The following is a 23,817-nucleotide window of genomic DNA, read 5'->3' as shown; positions in this document are numbered from 1 at the left end:
GGTGGCGGCGTGCCGGCCGGCGACGTTCCCGACGAGCGGTCGCCGGCCGGCCCCGACGGCGTCGCCCGCGGCCCGCGGCGCGGCTCAGGGGGCGGGAGTGTCCACGATGCCCGGTTCGAAGCCCATGCGCCGTGAGGCGTCGGCCGCGGCCTCGACCACCAGCGGTGCCAGCCTCGGCACGTCGGCCGGGGTCAGCCGCTGGGAAGGCGCACCGATGCCGAGGGCGGCCACCGGTTCGCCGTGGAATCCGAACACCGGTGCGCTGATCGAGGCGGCCCCGAAGTCGCGCTCCTCGAACGAGGCGGCGTAGCCATCGCGCCGGATCTGCTCCATCTGGGCGGTGAGCACGTCGACGTCGGTCACCGTCATCGGCGTGAACCGGCTGAGGCCGTGCGCGACGGCATCGCGGAAGGCGGCCCGGTCATAGGAGAGGAACACCTTGCCCGCCGATCCGGCGTGCAGGGCCATGACCATTCCGACCCTGAACAGCCGCATGACGACGTGCCGCGTCTCGGCGAGCGCGACGATCGTACGGTAGGGCCCGTCTCGTACGTAGAGGCACGCCGTCTCACCGGTCTCGTCCCGCAGCCGCTGCAGCGCGGGCCGGGTGAGGCGCACCATGTCGAGCCCGTACGTTCCGGGTGCCGACCAGCGGACGAGGCCGAGACCGATGCGGTACTCGTCACCGTCGCGGTCGAGGAAGCCCTCGCGGACCAGGTTCTGCACGAGCCGCTGACAGGTGCTCGCTGGCAGTCCGCTGGCCTGGCGGATCTGCTGCAGCGTCAGCGTGGGCCGCTCGACGCTGAAGCACTCCAGAAGGGTGCGCACCTTCTTCAGCACCAGGATCGGCTGCAGGGCGCTCGCACCGGTCTCGCTCTTCGCCATGGGCTCTACCTCCAGCACGTGCCGCCGATCCTATCGCTCACGCTCCACGTCGTGGGCAGCGAAACCACATCCGGTCGGCCGCCCTCAGCAGGGCGATCATGGTTCGAGGCGCCGCACACCACTCGCGCACCGGAGTCCGACGGTCACCGTGGGGAGGCGGGTGTGGCCGGATGCCCGGGTTCCGCAACCTTGACCCCATCTTGTTCGACCTGCATCATGGGTTATAGATTCACATTATGGGTTCACGGAATTGATGCGGATGTGAAGCGGCATGTGAAGCGGTCAGAGCACGCCACCGCGAGCCGAGATCAGCGAACCCCCCGGCCAGGAGGTCAGCACATGGGCAAGGAGAGCGCCGCCCCACCAGGCGGCGTCGAAGCCGAGTCGGGCGGGTACGGACCGCTCCAGGGCGTCCGGGTGCTCGAACTGGGCAACTTCATCGCCGCCCCCACCGCGGGGCGGCTGTTGGCCGAGTTCGGAGCGGAGGTGATCAAGGTCGAACGCCCTCATACCGGGGACGAACTGCGGCGCTGGCGCCTGCACGGCGGCGACACCTCCCTGCTGTGGCGGGTGATGGGGCGCAACAAGAAATCGGTGACCCTGGACCTGCGGCATCCCCGGGGCCGCGAGATCGCCCTCGAACTGGCTCGGCGCAGTGACGTGGTCCTGGAGAACTTCCGGCCCGGGACGCTGGAGCTGTGGGGGCTCGGGCCCGACCGGCTGCGGACGGTGAACCCGGGGATCGTGCTGGTACGGATCTCCGGCTACGGCCAGACCGGCCCGTACCGCGACCTTCCCGGCTTCGGCGGTGTCGCGGAGGCGATCGGCGGCCTGCGGCATCTGACCGGAGAGCCGGACCGGCCACCGACCCGGGTCGGCGTGAGCCTGGCCGACTCGGTGGCCGGTCTCTACGCCGTCATCGGAGCGCTCATGGGGCTGCGGCAACGGGCTCGACGGGGAACCGGCGAGGTGGTCGACGTGGCGCTCTATGAGGCGGTCTACTCCCTGATGGAGTCGCTGACCCCCGACTTCGACGCCTTCGGCGTGGTGCGCGGGCCCACCGGCAGCTCGCTGCCGGGCATCGCGCCGTCCAACACCTACCGGTGCGCCGACGGCGGCCACGTCGTCATCAGCGGCAACAGCGACGCGATCTTCAAGCGGCTGATGCGGCTGATCGATCGGGACGACCTGGCGACGGACCCCCGCCTGTCCGACAACACCGGACGGGTCGCGCACGTCGACGAACTCGACGACGTGATCGGTCAGTGGGCCCGCGAGAACCGCCAGGAGGATGTGCTCCGGAAGCTGAAGGGCGCCGAGGTGCCCTGCGGGCCCATCTTCACCGCGGCGGACATCGCCAAGGACCCCCACTACCAGGCGCGCGGCATGCTCCAGCGGCAGAGCGTGCGCATCGACGCCGAGGAGGAGGCCGACGTCATGTTCCCCGGGATCGTCCCCAAGCTCGAGCGCGCCCCCGGTCGCACCGAGTGGCTCGGCCCGGAACTCGGCGCTCACACGGCCGCGGTGCTCGGCGAGATCGGCCTCGGCGCCGACGCCCTCACGGACCTGCGCGAAGAGGGAGTGATCTGACATGGATGGACTGCCCGACAGCGTCGTCATCACCGAGGTCATGCTCCGGGACGGCCTGCAGAACGAGGCCACGATGCTCCGTACGGCCGACAAGGCGCGGCTCGCGACCGGCCTCGTGGACGCCGGGCTGCGTTCCCTGGAGGTCGGCGCCTTCGTCAATCCGGCCCGCGTGCCACAGATGGCCGACACCGACGAGTTGCTGCGGCTACTCGGCGCCGACCTGCCCGCGCAGTTGCACACATTGGTGTTCAACGCGCGGGGTGCCCGGCGGGCCATCGACGCGGGAGCACGACAGGTCCGCTTCGTCGTCTCGGCGAGCGAGGGGCACAGCCGGTCCAACACGGGGGCAGGCGTGGCCGAGTCCCTCGACCGGATCGAAGAGTGCGCCGAGATCCTCACCGCGGCCGGCGTACGGCTGGAGGCGTCCATCGCGACCGCCTTCGTCTGCCCCTTCGACGGCGACACACCCGTCGAGCGCGTCACCAGGCTCGCGGCCAGGCTGGTGGCGATCGGAGCCGAGGTCGTCCACCTGGCCGACACCATCGGAGCCGCCAACCCCGGACAGGTCCGCCGCGCCGTGACGGCCGTCCAGGACCAGCACCCCGACATCCCCGTGGGCCTGCACCTGCACAACACCTACGGCATGGCGGCGGCGAACGCGTGGGAGGCGGTCCGCCTCGGCGTCCGGCGATTCGACGCCGCCCTCGGCGGCCTCGGCGGCTGTCCCTTCGCCCCGGGGGCCGCTGGCAACATCGCCACCGACGACCTGGTGCACCTGTTCCACCGAGAGGGCATCCGCACTGGCGTCGACGGCCCCAAGCTCCACCACCTCCGTGACCGACTCGCCGACCTGATCGGCCACCGACTCGGCTCCGCGCTGGCCTCCGTACCGGCCGTACCCTCCCCGCTCCGCGCGAGCTGACCCGGCCGACCCACGCGTGACCCCGGCCCGCACGGCCCCGGCCTGCACGGCCCCGGCTCTCGCACGGCCCGGCTCGCAAGGCACCGGTTCCGGCCGGCGGTCACCACGGCCGGCGTCGACCCCCTCCTGGCGAACAGCGTCCCGGCGTCCGCCTCGGCTTCGGCATCGGCGGCATCCTGGCCTACGGTGATCACGTGACAGAGGCGGAAGAGCTGGCGCGGCGCTGCGCAGAGGTGATGTACGAACGTGACGAGGCGTCGCGGCACCTCGGCATCGAGATCAGTGACGTGGGCCCCGGCCGGGCTCGGGCGCGGATGCGAGTGACGTCCTCGATGGTCAACGGCCACGACATCGCCCATGGCGGGTACGTGTTCCTGCTCGCCGACGACGCCTTCGCCTTCGCCTGCAACACCTATGGCCAGGTGACCGTCGCCGCGTCGGCCGAGGTCGTGTTCGTGGCCCCGGCCCGGCTGGGCGACGAGCTGATCGCCGAGGCCGTCGAACGCACTCGCTACGGACGCAGCGGGATCTACGACGTGACCGTACGCCGAAGCGGCGATGACGCGGTCATCGCGGAGTTCCGGGGGCACAGCCGCGGCCGTGCGGAATCGCTCTTGGACCCGCCCGCCTCACAGATCGGCTGATCCGGCGGACGCCGGGCGTGTTCAACGCCCGGAAGTCCGCGCCGCAGCGCTGAAAGACGGCTCGGCCGGCGGGGCGCCGGGTCTCGCCAGGCGGCAACCGTGGCCGTCCGATGCGTCTACGCCGGGGAACTGCAATGACTGCGGGTCGGTCGGTGCGCGCCATCAGGGCGATCAAGCGGCTCGGCGGGGTGGGTCGTGTTCGTTGAGGGTGCGCCCGTCCGGTGCGGTCGCCGTTGTCGTGCCGTCGGCGTTGAGCCTGATGTTCCAGCCCCAGGTATGCACGGCGATGAGGTGATGGAAGCTGCAGAGGGTGAGCAGGTTCCACAGCGCCGTCGGCCCGTTGCGGGATCTGGGCGTGATGTGGTGGACCTGGGACAGTGCGGCCGGGTGGTCGCAACCGGGGAACCGGCACTGTCGGTCTCTGCGGCGGACGAGCCGCTCGAGCGCGGCCGGGACGGTCCTGCCGTCGGCCCCGGCGTCGAGGACGATGCTCGGCGTGGCCAGCGGGCCGGCGAGCCGGCGGGTGCGGAGATAGGACGCAAGCCCGCCCGGTCCGGACAGCACCTGAATGGCCCAGCGGAGCATCCCTCGGTGCAACTCGGCGAGGTGCTCTTCACCGAGGACGTCCGTCACCGCGCCCGACGATCGGCCGGGGGGACCGCCGGATCCGCCGGCGGCGTGGTGTGCGGCTTCGCCGGGCGGGCGCTCGCAGCGGTGGTCGCGGTCGCCGTTCGGGCTCCAAGGCTCCTCCGAGGTGGGACCGGCCGGGTGCCGGGGTAAATAGTGCGCCAGCCATTGCTCGGTCATCTTCGCCAGCGCGTCGAGGTCGATGGCAGCCGTGACGACGGGCGTGATGACCGAATCACAGGCGAGCGCGCCCGCGAGACCATTTCCGATCGGCCCGACACCGTGCAGGCTCGCGCCGCTGCCGAGCCCGGGCAAGGGCGGTTGGGCCGTCCCGTGAGGCCCGTTCACCGATCCGCTGAGCGACGTATCCCAGGGGTCGCCGGCCGGCTGCCGGAGCGGCCCGTTCACAGTCCCGGTCACTGCTTCGTTCTGCGACCGGTTCACCGGATCGTGCGCAGGCTTCGGTAAACCGTCCGCCATCCGATTCCCCCGCCCGGCTCCGGACCCGTTCGCGATGTCGAACGCGAATGCGTTCGCCGGGTGGCGGGTGGGTGGGTGCTCGGGCTCGGGCGGGTTCGCCGGGTCGAGCGCTGCTGCGGGTGCGTTCGCGGGAAGGCGTGCGGGCGCGTTCCCGGCCCTGGACAAGTTCGCCGGGTCGGGTACGGCCGCGGGTTGGTTCTCGGCCGCGGACGTGTTCGCCGGGTCGAGCGCAGGTGGCTTTGGGGCGTGGGACGCGGGCGGGCCTTCGGTCCCGGATGTGTTTGCCGGGTGGGGCGCGGACGCATTCTCGATCTCGGAGCCGTGCGCTGGATCGGGCACGGTCGCGTTCTCGGTCCTGGCGTTCGCCTGGTCGGGCGCGGGCGCGGGCGCTGGTGCGTTCGCCTGATCGCTCGCGGACCCGTTCTCAGGTGCGTTCTCAGGTGCGTTCTCAGGTACGTAGTCACCGGGCGTCTCGTCGAGAAGTAGTAGTGCACGGACGTCCTCGTCCTCGTCCTCGTCCTCGGCTTGGGCGTCGGCGTTCGCACGGGTGCCGGTGCCGGTGCCGGTGTGCTTTAGGCGGTCGCGGGTCAGCTGGGCGGTGGCGTGCTCGATCCATTCCTCTTCGGCCTGCGCGGACCCCGGCAGGGACAGCAGGGTCGCCAGGTCCATGTCGACCTTCACCTGAGGTTTGGACCCGCCGCGCTCGGGCAGCAGACCCGAGTACGTCAGCCGGCGAAAGGCCTCGACCAACGCGTCATGGCGGCGTTGCGCCTTGGTACGGGTGTCCTCCGGGCCGGCCTTGACGGCCAGCGACTCGATCACCGTCTCGGTCAGCGCCGTGGCCTCGGCGGTCAGATCCCCGTTGATCCGGCCCGCGCCGCCCAGCGTCTTCGACACCGTCAGGTTCCGCTCGCCGTGCCGTCGCGCCGCCTCGTCCTCCAGCCCCGAGGGGCGCAGTCTGCGCAACGCCGCGGTGGCGATCGTGACCAGGTCGTCGAGCGTGGCACCCGAGCTGGCGGCCTCGACCAGGATGCCCTCGACCGCCTCCCGGTCCTCGGCCGGGAACCTCTCCACCGCCTCGGCGATCCACCGGCCGTATGACTCGGTCAGAGTCCCATCGGCCAGCGCCTGCCGCACATGCGGGTGACGACGGAACTTGAACGCCGCCGCGACCTGTCCCCGCCCCGCCGCCGGCGTGCACCGCGTGAACCGCGACAGCCACGCCCCCACCGATCGCTGCCCATCGGCCCGCGGGCCGGAACCGGCATGGAAGGCTCCCACCAGCCCGGCGTGCGCCGCGGCGCCCTTGGCCGCCACCCGCGCCCAGTGCTTCAACAGCTCCGCCAGCGTCGCCACCGGCAACGACGGCACATCCTCCTCGTTCAAGAAATCGAACGCAGCCTCGGCCATCGCCAATGCCTCCGCCGCACACGACGGCGAAGACACCGGAAATGGTTCCGACACGGCGGCCTCCAGCGCGAATAGGGATGGGCGGAGCGGGTCGGGAGCGGGGGTGAGCTGCTTGCCAGTATTAATTTATCGAACTGGAGTTCGAAAAGCAATGGTCCCGGCCAATCGGCGGCCCGGTTTTATGGCCACTCTTGTTTTTATTGATTTGTACTATATTTTGCGATTTGCCATAATTGCGAGAATGATGCTAAATGACGGTTTGGTTCAAGATCCGCGACGCGACGCCCTTCCGTTGCGGGGCCGGGTCGCGGTGGTGACCGGCGTCAGCCGCCGGGCGGGCATCGGATACGCGACCGCCCGCAGGCTGGCCGCGTACGGCGCGGACCTGATGCTGCACCATTACGCGCCGCATGACCGCGAGCAGCCCTGGGGAGCCGATCCCGGTGGGCCCGACGCCGTCGTCGCCGGGGTGGCCGAGGTGCTCGCCGACGGAGCGCGCGTCGAGCACGTGAGTCTCGACCTCGCCGATCCGGATGCTCCGCGACGGCTGCTCGGCGCGGCCGTACAGTCGTTCGGGCACGTCGACGTCCTCGTCTGCAACCACGCCCGCAGCGGCGGTGACGGCCCTCTGCACGCTCAGAACGCGGAGATGCTCGACGCGCATTGGGCGGTGAACGCCCGCTCTGTGATCCTGCTGACGAAGGCCTTCGCCGCTCACCACGACGGGCGGCCCGGCGGCCGCGTGGTGTTCATGACGTCGGGGCAGGATCTCGGCCCGATGCGCGACGAGGTCGCCTACGCCGCGAGCAAGGGCGCCCTCGCCTCGATCAGCCGCACCCTCGCCGACGAACTGGCCGACCAGCGGATCACCCTGAACACCGTCAATCCGGGCCCGGTCGACACCGGTTACGCGCCGCCCGAGTTCGTGCGGCGACTGGCCGAGGAGCACTTCCCGCAGCGCCGCTGGGGAGACCCGGACGACCCGGCCCGGCTCATCGCCTGGCTGGCCACCGACGAAGCCGAATGGATCACCGGGCAGGTCATCAACACGGAGGGAGGCTTCCGGCGCCACGGCGGGCACTGACCCACTCCGGTCAAGGCACAGTGGTTAAGGCACAGCGGCACGATGAAGTAACCGCATCGTCTTGTTCCGGGGTCTTTATCTGTTACCGCCCGTAGGTGATCCTTAGGCGGTGAACCGATTCGAGCGCCGTGATTTCCTCCGTGCCGCAGGTGCGGGAGTCGCGGGTGTCACCGCCGCGGGGTTGCTCGCGGGCCGGGCCGGCGCCTCGCAGACCGCGTACTTCCAGCATGGGGTCGCCTCCGGTGACCCGCTGCCGGACTCCGTGATCCTCTGGACCCGCGTGACCCCCACCCCTGACGCCCTGCCCGGCTCGGGACGCGGGCCGGCCGTCGACGTCGGCTGGCAGGTGGCGGCCGACGCCCGCTTCGAGCAGGTCGTCGCCTCGGGCTCGGTGCGGACCGGTGCCGACCGCGATCACACCCTCAAGGTGGACGTACGCGGGCTCAGCGCGGCCACCGGCTACCACTACAGGTTCACCGTCGACGGCGTGAGCTCACCGGCCGGACGGACCCTGACCGCTCCGGCGCAGGACGCCGATGTCGCGGGTCTGCGGTTCGGGGTCGCGTCGTGCTCGAACTGGGAGGCCGGGCACTTCGCCGCCTACCGCCACCTCGCCGCCCGCGACGATCTCTTCGGGATCATCCATCTCGGTGACTACATCTACGAGTACGGCACCGGTGAGTTCGCCGCCGGGGGCCGGGTGGTCCGCCCGAACGTGCCCGTCCACGAGATCCTCACGCTCGCCGACTACCGGATGCGGCACGGGCTCTACAAGTCCGATCCGGACCTGCGGGCGCTGCACGCCCGTCATCCGTGGATGATCGTCTGGGACGACCACGAGGTGGCCAACGACGCCTGGTCGGGCGGGGCGGAGAACCACGACCCGGCCACCGAAGGTCCGTGGGCGGCCCGGCTGGCGGCGTCCAGGCAGGCGTACTACGAGTGGATGCCCGTCCGGGTGCGCGCCGACGGCGCCATCCACCGGCGGCTCCGGTTCGGGCGGCTGGCCGAGCTGACCCTGCTCGACCTGCGCAGCCACCGCTCGCAGCAGGCGAGTGGCGTCGCGGTCGACGATCCCGCGCGGACCATCACCGGCGACGCCCAGATGGCCTGGCTGAAAGCGGGCCTGTCGGCGAGCCAGACCCGATGGCGGCTGGTCGGCAACTCGGTGATGATCAGCCCGGTCGCGCTCGGTGCGCTTCCCGCGTACCTGCTCGGGCCGCTCGCGAAGCTGCTCGGCATTCCGGACGGCGGCTACGCCGTCAACGCGGACCAGTGGGACGGGTACACGGCCGACCGCAGGGAGCTTCTCGGCCATCTGCGGGACGGCCGAATCGACAACACGGTCTTCCTCACCGGGGACATCCACACCTCGTGGGCGAACGACGTCCCGCTCACCGCCGCGACCTACCCGCTGTCGCCGTCGGTCGCTACCGAGTTCGTCGTCCCCTCGGTGACCAGCGACAACATCGACGACATCCTCAAGGTGCCGCCGAGGTCGCTGTCACCGGTCGCCGAGGGCGTGCTGCGGACCACCAACCGGCACGTCCGCGAGGTCGAGCTGGACTCGCACGGTTACGGCGTCCTGGACGTGCAGCAGGCTCGGGTGCGGATGGACTGGTACGCGCTTTCGGATCGCACCCGCGCGGACACCGATTCGTCCCTGCTCATGTCCTTCGCCACCACCAGCGGTTCGCAGCGGATCGTCCGAGTCTGACTCCCGCGGGCGATCTGACTCCCGCGGGCGGCCGGAACCATGTGAACGGTTCCAATGATGTGAAGGGCGAGCCCGGGGGCGCGAGGCCGCGCGAGCGTGTCTCGAGGTCCCCCGGGCTCGCGTCAGGCGGTGAGACCGCGATTGCCGATCGGCAGCACGTGGGTGGCCGCTCGCGTGATGAGCTCGACCTGTTCGGCCGAGTACGGGGCGTACTTCTGGCGGCGGATCCAGCGGGGGATCTGGAAGGCCCGGATCAGCGAGATGCCGTTCGCGGTGATCCTGCGCCGGAGCCGGCCGCAGTGCACGGCGATCACCGCGGTCGCGAGCACGTCCGTCTCGACGCGCTCTGACAGCAACTCGGCCACCGTGACGGCCATGCCGTGCAGCCCGTCGACCTTGGTCCGGCCGGACTTGCCGTCGATGAAGAGCTTGCCGCCGTACTCCTCGATCTCCGTCTCCGGATGCCACGCCTGGTTGTCGATCAGCCACACGCCGCTCGGGCCGATGACGAGCTGGTCGACCTTTCCGTGGCCCGGGATCGCCCGGGAGTGCAGCACGCGGTATCCCTGCCGCTCCAGAGTGAGGCGCAGCAGGCGGTTCATCCGCTCGTCGCCGGTCAGTCCCTTGCGCCACAGGCTCGCGGAGGTGCGCTTCCACGAGTGGTGTGCGACGTCCAGCCCCGCGACGATCAGGGCGAGCGCCACGCCGAAGACGGGCGTCACCAGATACCCGCCCAGAAGGAGGGCGGCGCCGGCCATGATGGCGCGCAACCGGAGCCGCTCACGGCGTCCTTGGGCCCACAGCTCCTCGTACACGGCCTGCGGCGATCCGCCGGTGAAGGCCGGCCGATCCCTCAGGTAGATGGACTTGCCAATCATTTCCGCTCCCAGGACGCCGAGGGTCATTACTTACCGCCATTCCGTTGGATACCACGTCTGGGCGGGATGTTGAACATCACGGATCAGGCAAAGATTCAAGACGGGGGGCACTGTCGGACTTACCCCGCGGTGAGTCGCCATCAATCACCAGATATCACTCCACATCGCTGCATCCGGCTACATATGGCATCAGCCGGTTGAGATCATCGGTTCGGTGGCGTCTCGTTGACTACGGTCGCCCGCGTTTCTAGGCTGGACGCATACCGACCAGTCGGTATGCTGCCGCCCCGCATCCATCCCGGCCCGGAAGGTCGCCATCGTGAGCGAATCCACCGCCGACGCGGACGACCTCCGCCGTCGCGTCCACGAGTTCCTCGACACCCACGATCCCGGGTCGACCGAGCCGCTGGAGTTCCTCCGCGCCCGGTTCGACGCCGGGTTCGCCTGGGTGCACTTTCCGTCCGGTCTCGGCGGCCTCGACGCGCCCCGGGCGCTGCAGTCCGTCGTCGACGACGCCTTCACCGCCGTCGGTGCACCGCGCAATCAGGCCGAGCGCAACGTCATCGGCCTCGGCATGGCCGCGCCCACCATCCTGCGCTTCGGCACCGACGAGCAGAAGAGCAGACTGCTGCGGCCGCTGTGGACCGGTGAGGACATCTGGTGCCAGCTGTTCAGCGAGCCGGGCGCCGGATCGGACCTGGCGGCGCTCGGCACCCGAGCGGTACGAGACGGCGACCACTGGATCGTCACCGGCCAGAAGGTGTGGACGTCCATCGCGCACGAGGCCCGCTGGGCGATCCTCGTCGCCCGGACCGACCCCGGCGTGCCCAAGCACCGCGGCATGACCTACTTCGTCTGTGACATGACCGCGCCGGGCGTCGAGGTGCGCCCGCTCCGCCAGATCACCGGCGAGGCCGAGTTCAACGAGGTCTTCCTCACCGACGTTCGCATTCCCGACACCGACCGGCTCGGCGACGTCGGCCAGGGGTGGGCCGTCGCGCAGACCACGCTGATGAACGAGCGCGTCGCCATCGGCGGCGGGGCCGCACCCCGCGAGAGCGGCATGATCGGCATGGTCACGGCGCTCTGGCGCGAGCACCCCGAGCTGCGCACCGCGGGCCTTCACGACACCCTGCTGCGGCTGTGGGTCGAGACCGAGGCGGCCCGGCTGACCGGGATGCGGCTGCGCCAGCAACTCGCCGCCGGGCAGCCCGGCCCCGAGGGCTCGGCGGTCAAGCTCGCGTACGCCCGCCTCAATCAGGAGGCCTCGGGCCTGGAGCTGGAACTGCTCGGTGAGGACGGCCTGCGCTACGACGACTGGACCATGCGCCGCCCGACCGGAGTGGACTTCACCCGCCGGTCACCCGGTTACCGCTACCTGCGGGCCAAGGGCAACTCCATCGAGGGCGGCACCTCCGAGATCTTGCGCAACATCGTCGCCGAGCGGGTACTCGGCCTGCCGGGGGAGATCCGGGTGGACAAGGACGTCGCGTGGAAGGACCTGCCGAAATGACGGACCTGCTCTATGGCGACATCGAGGAGGAGCTGCGGCGCGCCGTACGCTCCGTGCTCGACGACCTGGCCCCGTGGTCGCAGGTCCTGGCCGGCGTCGAGGGCGACGACCCGTACGACGCCAAGCTGTGGCGCACTATCTCGGCGGACCTGGGCTGTGCCGGTCTGGCCGTGCCCGAGGAGCTCGGCGGCGCCGGCGCGTCCTTCCGTGAGGCGGCGGTCGTGCTGGAGGAACTCGGCCGTGCGGTGGCGCCGGTCCCGTTCCTCGGCAGCGCCGTTGTCGCCACCGCCGCGCTGCTGGAGGCGGGAGAGACCGAGCTGCTCGCGCAGCTCGCGGCCGGCCGACGGACCGCGGCGCTCGCCGTGCCGTTCTCCACGCCGCCCGGTGCGTCCTTCGCGCCCACGGTACGCGCGGAGGACGTCGCCCCGGCCGGCGAGCGGCCGGTGGCGGGGGAGCCCGGCGGCAACGCGACCCTTACCGGCGTGGTGCGGAGCGTGGCGGACGGTCTCGCCGCCGACGTGCTGCTGGTGCCCGCCGACGGAGTGCTCTATGCGGTCGACGGAGCCGACGTGCGGCGCACCGCGGTGACGTCGCTCGACATGACGCGTCCGCTGTGCGACCTGGTGCTGGCCTCGGCACCGGCGTGGCCGGTGGCCACCGGTCACGCGGCCCGCCGTGCGCTGGAGGCCGCCCTCACCACCGGGGCCGCGCTTCTGGCGTCGGAACAGCTAGGTCTCGCCGAACGGTGCCTGGAGACCACGGTCGCCTACGTGAAGACCCGCTACCAGTTCGGTCGCCCCATCGGGTCGTTCCAGGGCCTCAAGCACCGCCTCGCGGACCTGTGGGTCTCGATCAGCCAGGCGCGGGCGGTGGCACGCTACGCGGCGGCCTGTGCCGCCGAGGGCGATCCGGACACCGCCGTGGCGGTGGCGGTGGCCCAGGCCCACTGCTCCACGGTGGCGGTCAGGGCGGCGGAGGAGTGCGTGCAACTGCACGGAGGCATCGGGTTCACCTGGGAGCACCCGGCGCACCTGTACCTGAAGCGGGCCAAGAGCACCTCCATCGCCTTCGGCACTCCAGACCGGCATCGTGCCGCTCTCGCGGGGCTGGTCGACCTGCCGCTCTAGCGGCCGGCTCACCCGACCACCAGCGGCAGGCTCACCCGATCACCACGCGGGTTCGCGGGCCCGGACGAGTCCGGGCCCGCGAACAACTGCATGATCACGGCGAGGAACGCATCCCGCAAGAGGAATGCCCCCCACCACAGGCGTGATCATGCAGTTGTTCGCGCCCCCTGGCCGGGGGTGCTGCGAACAACTGCATGATCACGGCGGATAGGGGCGATCTGGGGGGTGGGGGTCAGCCGGTCGGTACGCCGTTGGCGGGGGCCTGCGGCTGCTGGACGGTACTGGGCTGGATGGGCCCGTCTCCGGCGTCGGTCACGAGCGGCTGGCCCTCGACCACGACGCTGGTGCCCTTGATCCGGCCGATCTGCGCGCCGGTGTAGCCCGAGTGGGAGTCCTTGCTGTAGGCGAAGGGCACCAGGCCGGGGCCGGTGAACTTCGAGTTCTCGAGCGCGTCGACCAAGCCCTTGCGGGTCGGGTTCTGGCCGGCCGCCTTGAGCGCCTGCGCGAACGTGTACGCCGCCGACATCCCGTAGATGATATTGCCGTTGAAGGGCAGGTTCGGGATGTACTTGGCGTGGATCTTGCGGAAGAGCTCGGTCCAGGTGTTGTCCTTGGCGCCGGGGGCGGGCAGGTAGCTGTTGGTGATGATCCCCTGGATCAGCGGGTTGCCCTCGAGCTCGGTGCCGCCCTTCTTGGCGTAGCTCTCCAGGAGGCCGGTCAGGGTGATCGGGTCGGAGCCGACGTTGCTCACGATGATCTGCGGCTTGTAGTTGAGCTTGAGCGCCGCCAGCCGGAAGAGCGCGGTGTAGGTCGGGATGGTGAACAGCACCACCACGTCGGCCTTGGACTGGGCGATCGCCTGAGCCTGGGCGCCCACGTCGGTGCCGCCCGGCTGGTACGACTGGCGGGCGGCCACCTGGCTCGCGGGGACGTACTTGTCCAGGCCCTTCAGGCCGTCCTGGCCGAAGTCGTCGTTCTGGTAGAAGTAGGCGACCTTCTTGTCCGCGTACTTCTCCTTGATGAACTGGCCGAGGATCTTGCCCTCGCGGATGTAGTCGGGCTGCCAGCCGAAGGTGTACGGGTTCTTCTTCGGCTGATCCCAGCAACCACAGCCCGAGGCGACGAACAGGTCGGGCACTCGCTGGGCGTTGAGGTAGTCGAGGACCTTCGTGTGCGTGGGCGTACCGAGGCCGTTGAAGATGGCGAAGACCTTGTCCTGCAGCACGAGCCGGTGGACGACGTCGACGGTCTGGGTCGGGTTGTAGACGTCGTCGACGACCTTGTAGACGATCTTGCGCCCGTTGATGCCGCCGCTCTCGTTGATGTAGTCGAAGTAGGCCTTGGAGGCGGCGGAGTTGGCGCTGTAGCCGGGGGCCGCCGGCCCGGTCAGGGGCTGGTGGCTGCCGATGGTGACGGTCGTGGCCGTGACGCCCGGCGCCGATGAGCCGCCGGACTGGCCGCCGCCCTCGCCGTCGCCGCCACCGCAGGCGGTGGCCGTGAGTGCCGTCGCGACGAGGACCGCTAGGGTGCGCAGGACCCCGGGTCGTTTCATGTGCTCCTCCTCGGTATCGACCCCCGATGACGTGTTCCCTGTCAGCCGGTTCTCTGTCAGCCGGTTCTCTCTGTCAGCCGCCGCTTCACCTGTCGGCCGACCCACCGGAACCCGCCCTGCATCCCGCGCGGGAACAGCAGCGTGACGACGATGAGGACGGTCCCGAAGATCAACGCGGGCAGGTTCGAGGCGACGTTGTGCGGCAGGTGCGCGGACGCGTCCGGGTCGCTGGCCCAGTTGGGCACCAGGACGAGGACCACCGATCCCCACACCGCGCCCGCCAGGCTGCCGAGGCCGCCCAGTACCACCGCCGCGACGAGCTGCAGCGACAGCGTGAGCGGGAAGGCGCCCGGAGCGGCGAGCGTCGTGACCACGGCGAGCAGGCCCCCGCCGAGCCCGGCGCACGCGGCCGCGACCACGGAGGTGATGATCCGTACCCGGGCGACCCGGATCCCGCTCAGGGCGGCGGCGATCTCGTCGTCACGGGTCGCGGGCAGCGAACGGCCGAGGCGGCTGTGGGTCAGGTTGGCCAGCAGCCACATCACGATGACCGCGCAGAGGCAGGAGATCCAGGCCTGCCAGCGTTCCAGGGGGAAGGTCTCGCCGAGCGCGAGCGGCGGCGGGGAGGGCGAGACGCTCAGGCCGTTCTGGCCGCCGAGCAGCCCGGTGACCGGTTCGTAGCTCACCAGGCCCGGCAGCCCGACCGCCAGCGCGAGGGTGGCTCCCGCCAGGTAGGGGCCGTGCAGCCGGGCCGCCGCGACGCCGACGATGAAGCCGGCCACGGCGGTGACCGTCACCGCGGCGAGCAGCACCGCTGCGAGCGGCCACGCCCAGTGGTTCAGCACCAGCGCCGTCGTGTAGGCGCCGATGGCCATGAACGCGCCGTGGCCGAGGGAGATCTGCCCGCCCAGGCCGGTGAGCACGGTGAGCCCGGCGGCGGCGCAGACGATGTACGCCATGTGCGCGATCTGCAGATCGCGGTAGGGGCTGACCGCGCCCGTGAGGTAGGCCAGTGCCACGACCGCGACGACGGCGAGCAGCGTGTGCCGCAGGAGCGTGTGCCGCCGGAGCATGCGCAGTACGACGCCGGCCCACCCCCGGTCGAGCGGTGCGTGCGCACGGGCATTCTTCGGCTGGGGATTCGTCGTCTGGAGATTCACACTCGTCTCCCGGCGGAGGTGGCGAACAGGCCGTTCGGGCGGACCATGAGGACGGTGATGAGCGCCGCGAGCGCGCCGAGGGTGACGATGTCGGAGCTGATGTAGCCGGTCACGTAGCTGAGCGCGCAGCCCAGCACCAGGCCGCCCACCACGGCGCCGACGGGGCTGTCGAGCCCGCCGATGACGGCGGCGGTGAAGCCGAAGACCAGGACGGCGTCGAACTGGTTCGGGCCGACGAACACCGAAGGCGCGATGAGCACGCCCGCGAGCGAGCCGACGACGGCGGCGAGCGCCCACCCGAGCGTGAGCATCCGGCCGACCCGTACGCCGAGCAACCGGGCCACCTCGGGGGCGAACGCCGAAGCACGCAGCTTCAGCCCGAGGTCCGTGCGGCGGAACAGCAGGATCAGCGCCACCATGACGACCGCGACCGCGCCGATGACGAACAGGTCGAACGGTGACAGCAGCAGCCCCGTCTCGCCCAGCTTGAAGCCCTGGATGGTGAACGCCGGGGGATAGGAGCGCGGCTGGCCGCCCCAGATCATCCCCGCGACGGCCTGGAGCACCACGAGCAGGCCCAGGGTCACGATCACCGCGTTGAGCGGCGGTTTGTTCTCCACCGGACGGATGACGATCCGCTCGACGATCGCGCCCAGCGCGAGACCCGCGATGAGCGCGACGGCCAGCGCCACCCAGTACGAGCCGCCGCGGTCGATGACGCTCCAGGCCAGGAACGTCGTCAGCATCAGCATGCCGCCCTGGGCGAAGTTGACGATGCGCGTGGCCCGCCAGATCAGCACCAGGGCGAGGGCCACGGCGGCGTAGACCATGCCGCTGGTGATGCCGGAGAGCGTGAGGTTGACGAATTCGACCATTAGAACCCCAGGTAGGCGTGTCGGAGCCGGTCGTCGATGGCCTCTCCCTGCGCGATCTCGGCGGCGACCGAGCCGAGGCTCAGCACCACCGCGTGATCGGCGACGGACAGGGCACTGCGGGCGTTCTGCTCGACCAGGACGACGGTGAGGCCCTGCTCGTCGCGCTGCCGGCGTAGCACCGCCATGATCTGGGCGGCCACGCGCGGGGCGAGACCGAGGGACGGCTCGTCCATGAGCAGCAGCCGCGGCCGGCTGACCAGCGCACGTCCGAGCGCGAGCATCTGGCGCTCGCCCCCCGACAGCGTGGCCGCCACCCGGCCCTGCCGGACCCGCAACGGTGGGAACAGGTCGTAGATCTCCGAGATCTGGCGGCGCAGCGCGGCGTTCTCCCGCCGCCACAGCCCGCCGAGACGCAGGTTCTCCTCGACGGTCAGCTCGATGATGACTCCGCCGCTCTCCGGCACGTGCGCCACGCCGAGGCGGGTGATCTCCTCGGCCGGCAGCCGGCCGATGTCACGGCCGTCCAGCAGGACCTCACCTGAGCGGGGCCGTACGAGACCGCTGACGGCGCGCAGCAGCGTGGTCTTGCCGGCGCCGTTGGCACCGAGGACGGCGGTGATCCCGCCCTTCGCCGCCGTGAGCGACACCCCGTCGAGGGCGCGCACGGCGCCGTAGGCGACGACGAGCTCGCGGAGCTCAAGCACGGCGGGCCTCCGATCCGACCCCGCCGCCGTGGGACGGCTGGTCGTGCGTCTCGGTCCCGCCCTCGGTGAGCTCGTCCGCGGCGCTGTCGTCGACCTCGTCGCCGAGGTAGGCCGCGACGACGAGCGGGTCGTCGCGGACGTCGTCCGGGCTCCCTCGCGCGATGAGCCTGCCGAAGTCGAGGACCACGACGTCGTCGCAGACCTCCATCACCAGGTCCATGTGGTGCTCGACCAGCACAACGGAGACCTCGTCGCGCAGCCCGCGGATGAGCGCGGCGAGCTCGTCGATCTCGCCGGCGGACAGCCCGGCGGCCGGCTCGTCCAGCAGCACCAGGTCGGGCTCGGCGACCAGTGCCCGGGCCAGCGCCACCCGCTTCTGGACGCCGTACGGTAGCTCGCCGGGGAACCGGCCGGCGACCTCGGCGACGCCGAGTTCGGTCAGCAGGCGCATGGCGCGGTCGCGCAGGGCCGCCTCGTCCCGGTCCGAGCGCGGCAGCGCGAACAGCGCGGAGAGGAAACCGGCGCGGGCGTGCCGCTCGGCGCCCACCATCACGTTCTGCACGACGGTCAGGCCGGGGAACAGGCCGAGGCCCTGCAGAGTGCGGGCGATGCCGAGCCTGGTCAGGTCGTGTGGCCGGTGGCGGGTCAGCGGTTCACCGCGCCATCGGAGCCGGCCCTCGTCGGGTCGGACGAAGCCGCAGATCACGTTGAAGACGGTGGTCTTGCCGGCGCCGTTCGGCCCGATCACGCCCGTCACCCGGCCCTGCGGCACGTCGAAGGAGACGCCGTCGAGAGCCACCAGGCCACCGAAGCGAACCGTCACGTCACGAAGCTCGAGCAGGGCGGGAGGAGAGGTCATCGTTCCTCGTCTCGAAGGCGACACGTCCAGAACCGGCGATGCAGCGTGTGGAGGTGCAGGGCGTGGATACGTCTCGAAGCGAATGTGGTAGCGGATAGGGGTGTCGTAGCGGATAGGGGTGGATGCTGGAGGACGCGCCTTTATCGAGCGCATACCGTCCAGTCGGTATCGACACCATAGATTGCGTGTCTTACGCCGTCAATGGGGTCGGGTAATGTTCCTCGCCAGTAGAATTCTGGAACGGATTGCCAGGCATTAGGTAGCCTTTTTCCGGGCACAACCAGATCGTTGGGCGCCGGTGCGGCGGTCCACCCCGGCGCGTGCCGGGGTCACGGGTCGGTAGGGTGACCGGCTGGTGCGGACGGTGATCGTGAAGGCCGGCCCGGCCTGATCGCGGGAAGGCGGAGTCATGGCAGGTGTGTCGGAGCGACAGCCCCCGTCCGGTGCCGCCGTGCTCACGGGCCCGCTGCCGGAGCGGCTGCTCGCGGTCGCGACGCGGTTGTTCGCGGAGAAGGGCTTCGAAGGCACTTCGGTGCAGGAGATCGTGGCCGCGGCCGGCGTGACCAAGGGCGCGATGTACCACTATTTCGCCGCGAAGGACGACTTGCTGTACCAGATCTACCACCGGCTGCTCATGATGCAGACCGGCCGGCTGGAGCAGTTCGCCGATGGTCAGGGCACCGCCGAGGAGCGCCTGCGCGCAGCGGCCGTCGACGTCATCGAGACGAGCTTCCTGCATCTGGACGAGCTGACCGTCTTTTTCCGGTCGATGCACCTCTTGCCGAAGAACAAAAGAAGGGCGATAAGGGCCCAACGGCGGCGCTATCACGAGCGCTTCCGATCACTGGTCGAAGAAGGGCAGCAGGCCGGAATATTCCGCTCGGACGTGCCGGCGGATATCGTCACGCATTTCTTCTTCGGTGCCGTTCACCAGGTCAGTACGTGGTATCGCGCGGGCGGACCGCTCGGGGCGCACACGGTCAGTGAGTACTACGTCGGCCTGCTTCTCGACGGTCTGCGCCACACCCCCTCGTGAGCCCCGGCCGGGCGCCGCTCAGAGCCGCTCGACGGTGAGGTCGCCGCCGTGGTACAGCGCCCGCAGCGGCTTCTTGTCGTACTTGCCGACCGTGGTCTTGGGAACCTCGTCGATGAAGGTCCAGTTCTCCGGCACCTGCCACCTGGCCACCTTGCCGTCGAGGAAGGCGGCGAGCTCGGCGGCCGACACCGTCGCTCCGTCGCGCCGGACCACGCAGGCGAGCGGCCGCTCGTCCCAGCGGTCGTCGGGTACGCCGATGACGGCGGCCTCCAGTACTTCGGGATGGGCGACGAGGTGGTTCTCCAGCTCTACTGACGAGATCCACTCGCCGCCGGACTTGATGACGTCCTTGGCACGGTCGGTGATCTGGAAGTAGCCGCGCTCGTCGATCGTGCCGATGTCGCCGGTGCGCAGCCAGCCGTCGTGGAACTTCTCCGGCGCGGGGTCCCGGTAGTAGGACCCGGTGATCCAGGGGCCGCGGACCTCGATCTCGCCGACGCTGACGCCGTCCCACGGCAGGGACGCGCCGGAGTCGTCGACGATGCGCATCTCGACCCCGGCCGCGACCCGGCCCGACTTCATCCGCCAGTCGACGTCCTCGGCCGTGCCCGGCTGCACGTCGGGCGGGGGGAACGCCATGCCGCCCACCGGGCTGGTCTCGGTCATCCCCCAGCCCTGGATGATGCGCAGGCCGTACCGTGCCTCGAACCGCTCCAGCAGCGTACGGGGCGCGGCGGCGCCCCCGGAGGTACCGGCCCGCAGCGACGACAGGTCGAGGTCGTGCTCGGCGCCGTGGTTGAGGATGGCGCTCCAGATCGTCGGCACCGCGGACGCCACCGTCGAGCGTTCGGCGGCGATGAACGCGGTCAGGTGCTCGGGCTGCAGGAACGGGCCCGGCATGTGCAGCGTCGCGCCGGACAGGAACGCGCCGAACGGCAGGCCCCAGGCGTTGACGTGGAACATCGGCACGATGGCGAGCACCCGGTCGGCCTCGATGAGGCCCGCCAGGCTCGCCGACAGCATCGACTGGGCGTGCAGGAACGTCGACCGGTGGGAGTAGACCACGCCCTTCGGGTCGCCGGTGGTCCCGCTCGTGTAGCACATCGAGGCGGCGGCGCGCTCGTCGAGCTCGGGCCAGGCGAAGCCGGGCTCCTCGGCGGCCAGCAACTCCCGGTAGCGCAGCACCCGCGCGCCCCCCGCCTCGAGCGCGGTGGCGTCGCCGTCCCCGACCACGATGTACGCCTCGACCGTGCTGAGGCCGGCCGCGACGCGGGCCAGCAGCGGCACGATGGTGTCGTCCACGATGATGATCTTGTCTTCGGCGTGGCCGATGATGTGCGCGAGCTGGTCGGGGAACAGCCGGAGGTTCAGGGTGTGCAGCACGGCGCCCATGGCCGGGATCGCGAAGTAGGCCTCCAGATGCTCCTGGCCGTTCCAGGCGAAGGTCGCGACGCGGTCGCCCGTGCCCACGCCGAGCCGCCGCAGCGCCGCCGCGAGGCGTTCGGCGTTCTCGGCGATCTGGGCGTACGTCGCCCGCCGTGCTCCCGCACCCGTCCATGTCACGCACTCGCTGCCGCCGTACACCCGGGCACCGTGGCGAAGGATCGCGGTCACGGTGAGCGGGAAGTCCTGCATGGTGCTGGTGATCATGGACGACCTCATCTCCTACGGGGGGCGCGGGAGGTATCCCGGGTGTGAGCTGCGCTACATACCGACCAGTCGGTATTACCGTAGGGTTGCCGGGATATGTCCGTCAACGATGATCTTCTCGGGAGCGCGGAGATGAGCGCGGAGATGCGGAGATGACCGCCGGAGACGTGCCCGGTGTGGACCTGGAGCGGCTGCGCGGCCACCTCGGTCACCGGTCGCCCGATCTGGTGTCCGGCCCGCTGTCGGCGAAGCTGGTCGAAGGGGGGAAGTCCAACCTCACCTATGTCGTGACGGACGGCACCCGCGACTGGGTGCTGCGGCGCCCGCCGCTGGGCCACGTCCTGGCGACCGCGCACGACATGGCCAGGGAGCACCGGGTGATGAGCGCGCTCGCCGGCACGTCCGTGCCGGTCCCGGCGACGTACGGGCTGTGCGAGGACACCGGCGTGCTCGGCGCCCCCTTCTATCTGATGGAGCGCGTCGAGGGAACGGTCTACCGCTTCGAGGAGCAGACCCTCACCCTCGGCCCGGACCGCGCGCGGGCGATCTCACTGGACCTCGTCTCCGTGCTGGGCCGGCTGCACGCCATCGACCCGCAGGAGGTGGGGCTGGCCGGCTTTGGGCGGCCCGAGGGCTACCTGGAGCGGCAGGTCGCGCGGTGGCGCACCCAGCTCGCCGCGTCGCGCAGCCGGGAGATCGATGGTGCCGAGGAACTGAGCGCGGGACTTGCGGCGTCGATCCCGGTGACACAGCGACCCGCGATCGTGCATGGGGACTACAAGCTGGACAACGTCATCGTCGGCGCCGACGACTCGATCGCCGCGGTGGTCGACTGGGAGATGGCGACCCTCGGGGATCCGCTCAGTGACGCGGGGCTGCTGCTGCTCTACTGGGGCGGTTTCGAGGAACTGCCGAACCGGCCCGTACGCCCGGAGTTCGGCTTCCCGCCCGGTGAGGAACTGCTCGGCCTCTATGCCGCCGCGGCCGACCTGGATCTGGCCCCGCTGCCCTGGTACGAGGCGTTCGCCTGCTTCAAACTGGCCGTGATCAGCGAAGGGATCCACTTCCGGCATCTGCAGGGCAAGACCGTGGGGGAGGGGTTCACCGAGATCGGTGGCATGGTCGAGCCCCTCGTCGCGCGCGGGCTCGCCACGCTCAAGCGCCGTTAGCCCGCGCGGGCCGGTCCTACCGCGTCTCGCCGTCCTCGGGCCGCCGGATCACGTCCCCTCGCCGCCGGATCACGTCCCCTGGCCGCTGGACCGCGTCCCCTTGGCGCCCGGCCGCGTCCTCGGGCCGCCCGGTGGCGCCGAGCCTGATCGTGCGCAGCTCCCGTTCCACGGCCTCGGGCGGAGCACCGAGGTCGTGCGTGCTGAGCAGGTGCAGCGAGTCCCCGGTGTCGATCTCGAGCAGCCGGCTCGGCAGGCCGAGCCGGCGGCTCTTGTAGAGCCGGATGTGCTTGATCTCGGCCCAGGGGATCCGCCGCGTGCCCGCGATGCCGGTCACGACCGTGATGCCCTCCTGGTCGGCGGCCAGCCGTACGGGAACGAGGATGTCCCGTACGGCGAGGGCGGTCAGGGCGAGGGCGATGATCCCGCCGAGCAGGACGAAGCCCGCGTCGCCGCGCAGGGCGACCAGCGCGAAGACCACGGCGGCCGCGGCCTTCAGTGCCACCTGCTCGGGCCGGACCCGCCACCGTTTCTCTTCCTCGGCCACACTCCCAGCATGGCACGGCGGCCGCCCCCGAGAGCGTGCGGGCGCGAGCCGCCCGGCCCCCTTCCCCGCCGTGATCATGCAGTTGTTCGCGCCTCGGGGCACCCAAGTGTCGCCGGCCGAGAACAACTGGTCGCTGGCCGAGAACAACTGCATGATCACGGCCATGGGGTGGGAAAGGTGTCAGTTTCGTCCCCTACACGCTGGGTCCGGGTCCGGTCCGGGTCCGGGTCCGGGGGGTCGGGGCGGCGCCGGGTGAAGGGCGTGCGCACCTTCCTGCCGTGATCATGCAGTTAGGCGTGCCTGCGCTGGTCCGCTGGGGTGAACAAGTGCATGATCACGCTAGGGTGGCTGCCCCGGCTGGGGTGGGGCGGCGGCTCCCCTTCCGTGATCATGCAGTTGTGCGCGGGCGCTGCGAATCCTTACGGCGGTGGCGGCGGGCTCGGTCGGGCGTCGCCGAGGCACGTGGCGCGGGCGCGGTGCGTAGGGTGACGGGATGGCGATGATCAAGAGCAATGGCGTGCGGTTCGGCTGCGACGACGCGGGCGCCGGCCCCGTGGTGGTGCTGGTCCACGCCGGCTGCGCCGACCGGCGAATGTGGGAGCACCAGGTCACGGCGCTGTCCGGCCGCCACCGCGTGATCCGCTACGACTGGCGAGGACACGGCGAGTCGGCCGACGCGGTCGGCGACTTCGCTCACCATGAGGACCTGCTCGCGCTGCTGGACTCGCTCGAGGTACAGCAGGCCGCGCTGGTTGGGTGCTCCGACGGCGGCAAGATCGTCCTGGACGCCGCGCTCACGGCGCCCGAGCGGGTGAGCTCGCTGACGCTGGTGGCCGCCGGGCTGTCCGGGCACACGTGGCCGTCGTCGATGCTGGACCTCTACCGGGAGCGGGTGCACAGCGTCATCGGCCTCGACCGCCTTCGGCGCTACCGCGCCGGAGCGGCGGGGGCCGTCGAGACGGCCGACCTGGACGCCCACGCGGCGGCCGAGACAGAGTTCCTCGTCGCAGGCCCTGGCCGGAGCCGCGCCGACCTCGCGCCGGAGGTGTGGCGGCTCGCCCTGGACATGGACCGGCTGGTCAACGAGCGAATGTGGACAGTGCCGCAGGCGCCCGGCCGGCCGCCGACGTCGCCGGCCAAGGAGCGGCTCGCCGAGGTCGGCGTACCCGCGCTGGTGGTGATCGGGTCGGCGGACGTACCGGAGATCCAGGCGGCGTCGGACCTGCTGGCCGAGGGGATCAAGGGCGCGCGGAAGGTGGTGCTGCCCGACACCGGGCACCTGCCGCCGCTGGAACGCCCGGAGGAGTTCAACGCCGCCCTGATCGACTTTCTGGACGGATCTGTGACATAACGGATCTACAATGTAAAGGCGCTCGCCGGTCGCGCCGTAC

At 70.9% G+C, this 23,817-nt stretch carries 20 protein-coding genes; 10 read left to right on the top strand and 10 right to left on the bottom strand.

Going from position 1 to position 23,817, the window contains the following annotated elements; translation table 11 throughout:
• Nucleotides 1–84: 84 nt before the first annotated feature.
• The gene (locus tag HKK74_RS24925; protein ID WP_187245756.1) at nt 85–885 is read right to left on the bottom strand and encodes an IclR family transcriptional regulator; all 801 of its coding nucleotides are present in this window, start codon (nt 883–885) and stop codon (nt 85–87) included.
• A 339-nt stretch (nt 886–1,224) separates the two neighbouring features.
• Between HKK74_RS24925 and HKK74_RS24920 the strand changes: the two genes are divergently transcribed.
• The 3 genes from HKK74_RS24920 (at nt 1,225) to paaI (ending at nt 4,041) form a co-directional block, all read left to right on the top strand.
• On the top strand, nt 1,225–2,475 hold the full coding sequence (locus tag HKK74_RS24920) for a CaiB/BaiF CoA transferase family protein (protein WP_187245755.1): 1,251 nt from the start codon (nt 1,225–1,227) through the stop codon (nt 2,473–2,475).
• A gap of 1 nt (nt 2,476) precedes the next feature.
• On the top strand, nt 2,477–3,397 hold the full coding sequence (locus tag HKK74_RS24915) for a hydroxymethylglutaryl-CoA lyase (RefSeq protein WP_187245754.1): 921 nt from the start codon (nt 2,477–2,479) through the stop codon (nt 3,395–3,397).
• 236 nt (nt 3,398–3,633) lie between these two features.
• Nucleotides 3,634–4,041, top strand: coding sequence for a hydroxyphenylacetyl-CoA thioesterase PaaI (gene paaI, locus HKK74_RS24910; protein ID WP_187245781.1), 408 nt, complete (start codon nt 3,634–3,636; stop codon nt 4,039–4,041).
• A 171-nt stretch (nt 4,042–4,212) separates the two neighbouring features.
• On the opposite strand, the gene HKK74_RS24905 is transcribed toward paaI, so the two are convergent.
• A complete protein-coding gene (locus tag HKK74_RS24905; RefSeq protein ID WP_187245753.1) occupies nt 4,213–6,534 on the bottom strand; it encodes an HNH endonuclease signature motif containing protein in 2,322 nt (773 codons plus the stop codon).
• Nucleotides 6,535–6,799: 265 nt separating this feature from the next.
• On the opposite strand from HKK74_RS24905, the gene HKK74_RS24900 reads away from it, so the two are divergent.
• Nucleotides 6,800–7,642, top strand: a complete 843-nt coding sequence (locus HKK74_RS24900) for an SDR family oxidoreductase (RefSeq protein ID WP_187245752.1) — start codon at nt 6,800–6,802, stop codon at nt 7,640–7,642.
• 109 nt (nt 7,643–7,751) lie between these two features.
• Entirely contained in the window at nt 7,752–9,359 is a 1,608-nt protein-coding gene (locus tag HKK74_RS24895; RefSeq protein ID WP_187245751.1) for an alkaline phosphatase D family protein, read from the top strand.
• 122 nt (nt 9,360–9,481) lie between these two features.
• Here the strand turns inward: HKK74_RS24895 and HKK74_RS24890 are convergent, their stop codons facing one another.
• Nucleotides 9,482–10,237: a nuclease-related domain-containing protein gene (locus HKK74_RS24890; protein ID WP_187245750.1), complete on the bottom strand. Its 756-nt coding sequence runs from the start codon at nt 10,235–10,237 to the stop codon at nt 9,482–9,484.
• Nucleotides 10,238–10,556: 319 nt separating this feature from the next.
• Here HKK74_RS24890 and HKK74_RS24885 point away from each other — a divergent pair, with 319 nt between their 5' ends.
• Together HKK74_RS24885 and HKK74_RS24880 are read left to right on the top strand one after the other, a co-directional pair.
• Complete coding sequence (locus tag HKK74_RS24885; RefSeq protein WP_187245749.1) at nt 10,557–11,750, top strand: acyl-CoA dehydrogenase family protein; 1,194 nt, start codon at nt 10,557–10,559, stop codon at nt 11,748–11,750.
• A complete protein-coding gene (locus tag HKK74_RS24880; RefSeq protein WP_187245748.1) occupies nt 11,747–12,877 on the top strand; it encodes an acyl-CoA dehydrogenase family protein in 1,131 nt (376 codons plus the stop codon). The genes HKK74_RS24885 and HKK74_RS24880 overlap by 4 nt, the downstream gene beginning before the upstream one ends.
• A 232-nt stretch (nt 12,878–13,109) precedes the next feature.
• On the opposite strand, the gene HKK74_RS24875 is transcribed toward HKK74_RS24880, so the two are convergent.
• The 5 genes from HKK74_RS24875 to HKK74_RS24855 are packed head-to-tail and all read right to left on the bottom strand — an operon-like array spanning nt 13,110 to nt 18,027.
• Nucleotides 13,110–14,429: an ABC transporter substrate-binding protein gene (locus HKK74_RS24875; protein WP_187245747.1), complete on the bottom strand. Its 1,320-nt coding sequence runs from the start codon at nt 14,427–14,429 to the stop codon at nt 13,110–13,112.
• Between the two features lie 56 nt (nt 14,430–14,485).
• Nucleotides 14,486–15,589, bottom strand: a complete 1,104-nt coding sequence (locus HKK74_RS24870; protein ID WP_222722699.1) for a branched-chain amino acid ABC transporter permease — start codon at nt 15,587–15,589, stop codon at nt 14,486–14,488.
• Nucleotides 15,586–16,464, bottom strand: coding sequence for a branched-chain amino acid ABC transporter permease (locus HKK74_RS24865; protein WP_187245746.1), 879 nt, complete (start codon nt 16,462–16,464; stop codon nt 15,586–15,588). Before HKK74_RS24865 ends, HKK74_RS24870 begins: the two co-directional genes overlap by 4 nt.
• Complete coding sequence (locus tag HKK74_RS24860; RefSeq protein ID WP_187245745.1) at nt 16,464–17,168, bottom strand: ABC transporter ATP-binding protein; 705 nt, start codon at nt 17,166–17,168, stop codon at nt 16,464–16,466. The genes HKK74_RS24865 and HKK74_RS24860 overlap by 1 nt, the downstream gene beginning before the upstream one ends.
• A complete protein-coding gene (locus tag HKK74_RS24855) occupies nt 17,161–18,027 on the bottom strand; it encodes an ABC transporter ATP-binding protein (RefSeq protein ID WP_187245744.1) in 867 nt (288 codons plus the stop codon). The genes HKK74_RS24860 and HKK74_RS24855 overlap by 8 nt, the downstream gene beginning before the upstream one ends.
• A gap of 451 nt (nt 18,028–18,478) precedes the next feature.
• Here HKK74_RS24855 and HKK74_RS24850 point away from each other — a divergent pair, with 451 nt between their 5' ends.
• A complete protein-coding gene (locus HKK74_RS24850; RefSeq protein WP_312881728.1) occupies nt 18,479–19,063 on the top strand; it encodes a TetR/AcrR family transcriptional regulator in 585 nt (194 codons plus the stop codon).
• Between the two features lie 18 nt (nt 19,064–19,081).
• Here the strand turns inward: HKK74_RS24850 and HKK74_RS24845 are convergent, their stop codons facing one another.
• Nucleotides 19,082–20,713 carry a long-chain fatty acid--CoA ligase gene (locus tag HKK74_RS24845; protein ID WP_222722698.1) on the bottom strand — a complete coding sequence of 544 codons (1,632 nt, stop codon included), beginning with the start codon at nt 20,711–20,713 and terminating at the stop codon, nt 19,082–19,084.
• 152 nt (nt 20,714–20,865) lie between these two features.
• Here HKK74_RS24845 and HKK74_RS24840 point away from each other — a divergent pair, with 152 nt between their 5' ends.
• Complete coding sequence (locus HKK74_RS24840) at nt 20,866–21,882, top strand: phosphotransferase family protein (protein WP_187245742.1); 1,017 nt, start codon at nt 20,866–20,868, stop codon at nt 21,880–21,882.
• A 16-nt stretch (nt 21,883–21,898) separates the two neighbouring features.
• On the opposite strand, the gene HKK74_RS24835 is transcribed toward HKK74_RS24840, so the two are convergent.
• A complete protein-coding gene (locus HKK74_RS24835; RefSeq protein WP_312881727.1) occupies nt 21,899–22,426 on the bottom strand; it encodes a PH domain-containing protein in 528 nt (175 codons plus the stop codon).
• A 493-nt stretch (nt 22,427–22,919) separates the two neighbouring features.
• Here HKK74_RS24835 and HKK74_RS24830 point away from each other — a divergent pair, with 493 nt between their 5' ends.
• A complete protein-coding gene (locus HKK74_RS24830) occupies nt 22,920–23,777 on the top strand; it encodes an alpha/beta fold hydrolase (RefSeq protein WP_187245741.1) in 858 nt (285 codons plus the stop codon).
• Nucleotides 23,778–23,817 lie beyond the last annotated feature (40 nt).

This window comes from Actinomadura alba (genome assembly GCF_014323705.1).
Taxonomy (GTDB): domain Bacteria; phylum Actinomycetota; class Actinomycetes; order Streptosporangiales; family Streptosporangiaceae; genus Actinomadura_C; species Actinomadura_C alba.
Note: the sequence above shows the minus strand (reverse complement) of the source record. Positions and strands in the feature narration are given on the sequence as shown.

Excerpts from the sequence above, each read along its gene's own strand:
- HKK74_RS24865 (WP_187245746.1), bottom strand. The coding sequence starts at position 16,464 with ATGGTCGAATTCGTCAACCTCACGCTCTCCGGCATCACCAGCGGCATG.
- HKK74_RS24880 (WP_187245748.1), top strand. The coding sequence starts at position 11,747 with ATGACGGACCTGCTCTATGGCGACATCGAGGAGGAGCTGCGGCGCGCC.
- HKK74_RS24845 (WP_222722698.1), bottom strand. The coding sequence starts at position 20,713 with ATGATCACCAGCACCATGCAGGACTTCCCGCTCACCGTGACCGCGATC.
- HKK74_RS24900 (WP_187245752.1), top strand. The coding sequence starts at position 6,800 with ATGATGCTAAATGACGGTTTGGTTCAAGATCCGCGACGCGACGCCCTT.
- paaI (WP_187245781.1), top strand. The coding sequence starts at position 3,634 with ATGTACGAACGTGACGAGGCGTCGCGGCACCTCGGCATCGAGATCAGT.
- HKK74_RS24925 (WP_187245756.1), bottom strand. The coding sequence starts at position 885 with ATGGCGAAGAGCGAGACCGGTGCGAGCGCCCTGCAGCCGATCCTGGTG.
- HKK74_RS24855 (WP_187245744.1), bottom strand. The coding sequence starts at position 18,027 with ATGACCTCTCCTCCCGCCCTGCTCGAGCTTCGTGACGTGACGGTTCGC.
- HKK74_RS24920 (WP_187245755.1), top strand. The coding sequence starts at position 1,225 with ATGGGCAAGGAGAGCGCCGCCCCACCAGGCGGCGTCGAAGCCGAGTCG.
- HKK74_RS24915 (WP_187245754.1), top strand. The coding sequence starts at position 2,477 with ATGGATGGACTGCCCGACAGCGTCGTCATCACCGAGGTCATGCTCCGG.
- HKK74_RS24830 (WP_187245741.1), top strand. The coding sequence starts at position 22,920 with ATGGCGATGATCAAGAGCAATGGCGTGCGGTTCGGCTGCGACGACGCG.
- HKK74_RS24890 (WP_187245750.1), bottom strand. The coding sequence starts at position 10,237 with ATGATTGGCAAGTCCATCTACCTGAGGGATCGGCCGGCCTTCACCGGC.
- HKK74_RS24840 (WP_187245742.1), top strand. The coding sequence starts at position 20,866 with ATGACCGCCGGAGACGTGCCCGGTGTGGACCTGGAGCGGCTGCGCGGC.
- HKK74_RS24875 (WP_187245747.1), bottom strand. The coding sequence starts at position 14,429 with ATGAAACGACCCGGGGTCCTGCGCACCCTAGCGGTCCTCGTCGCGACG.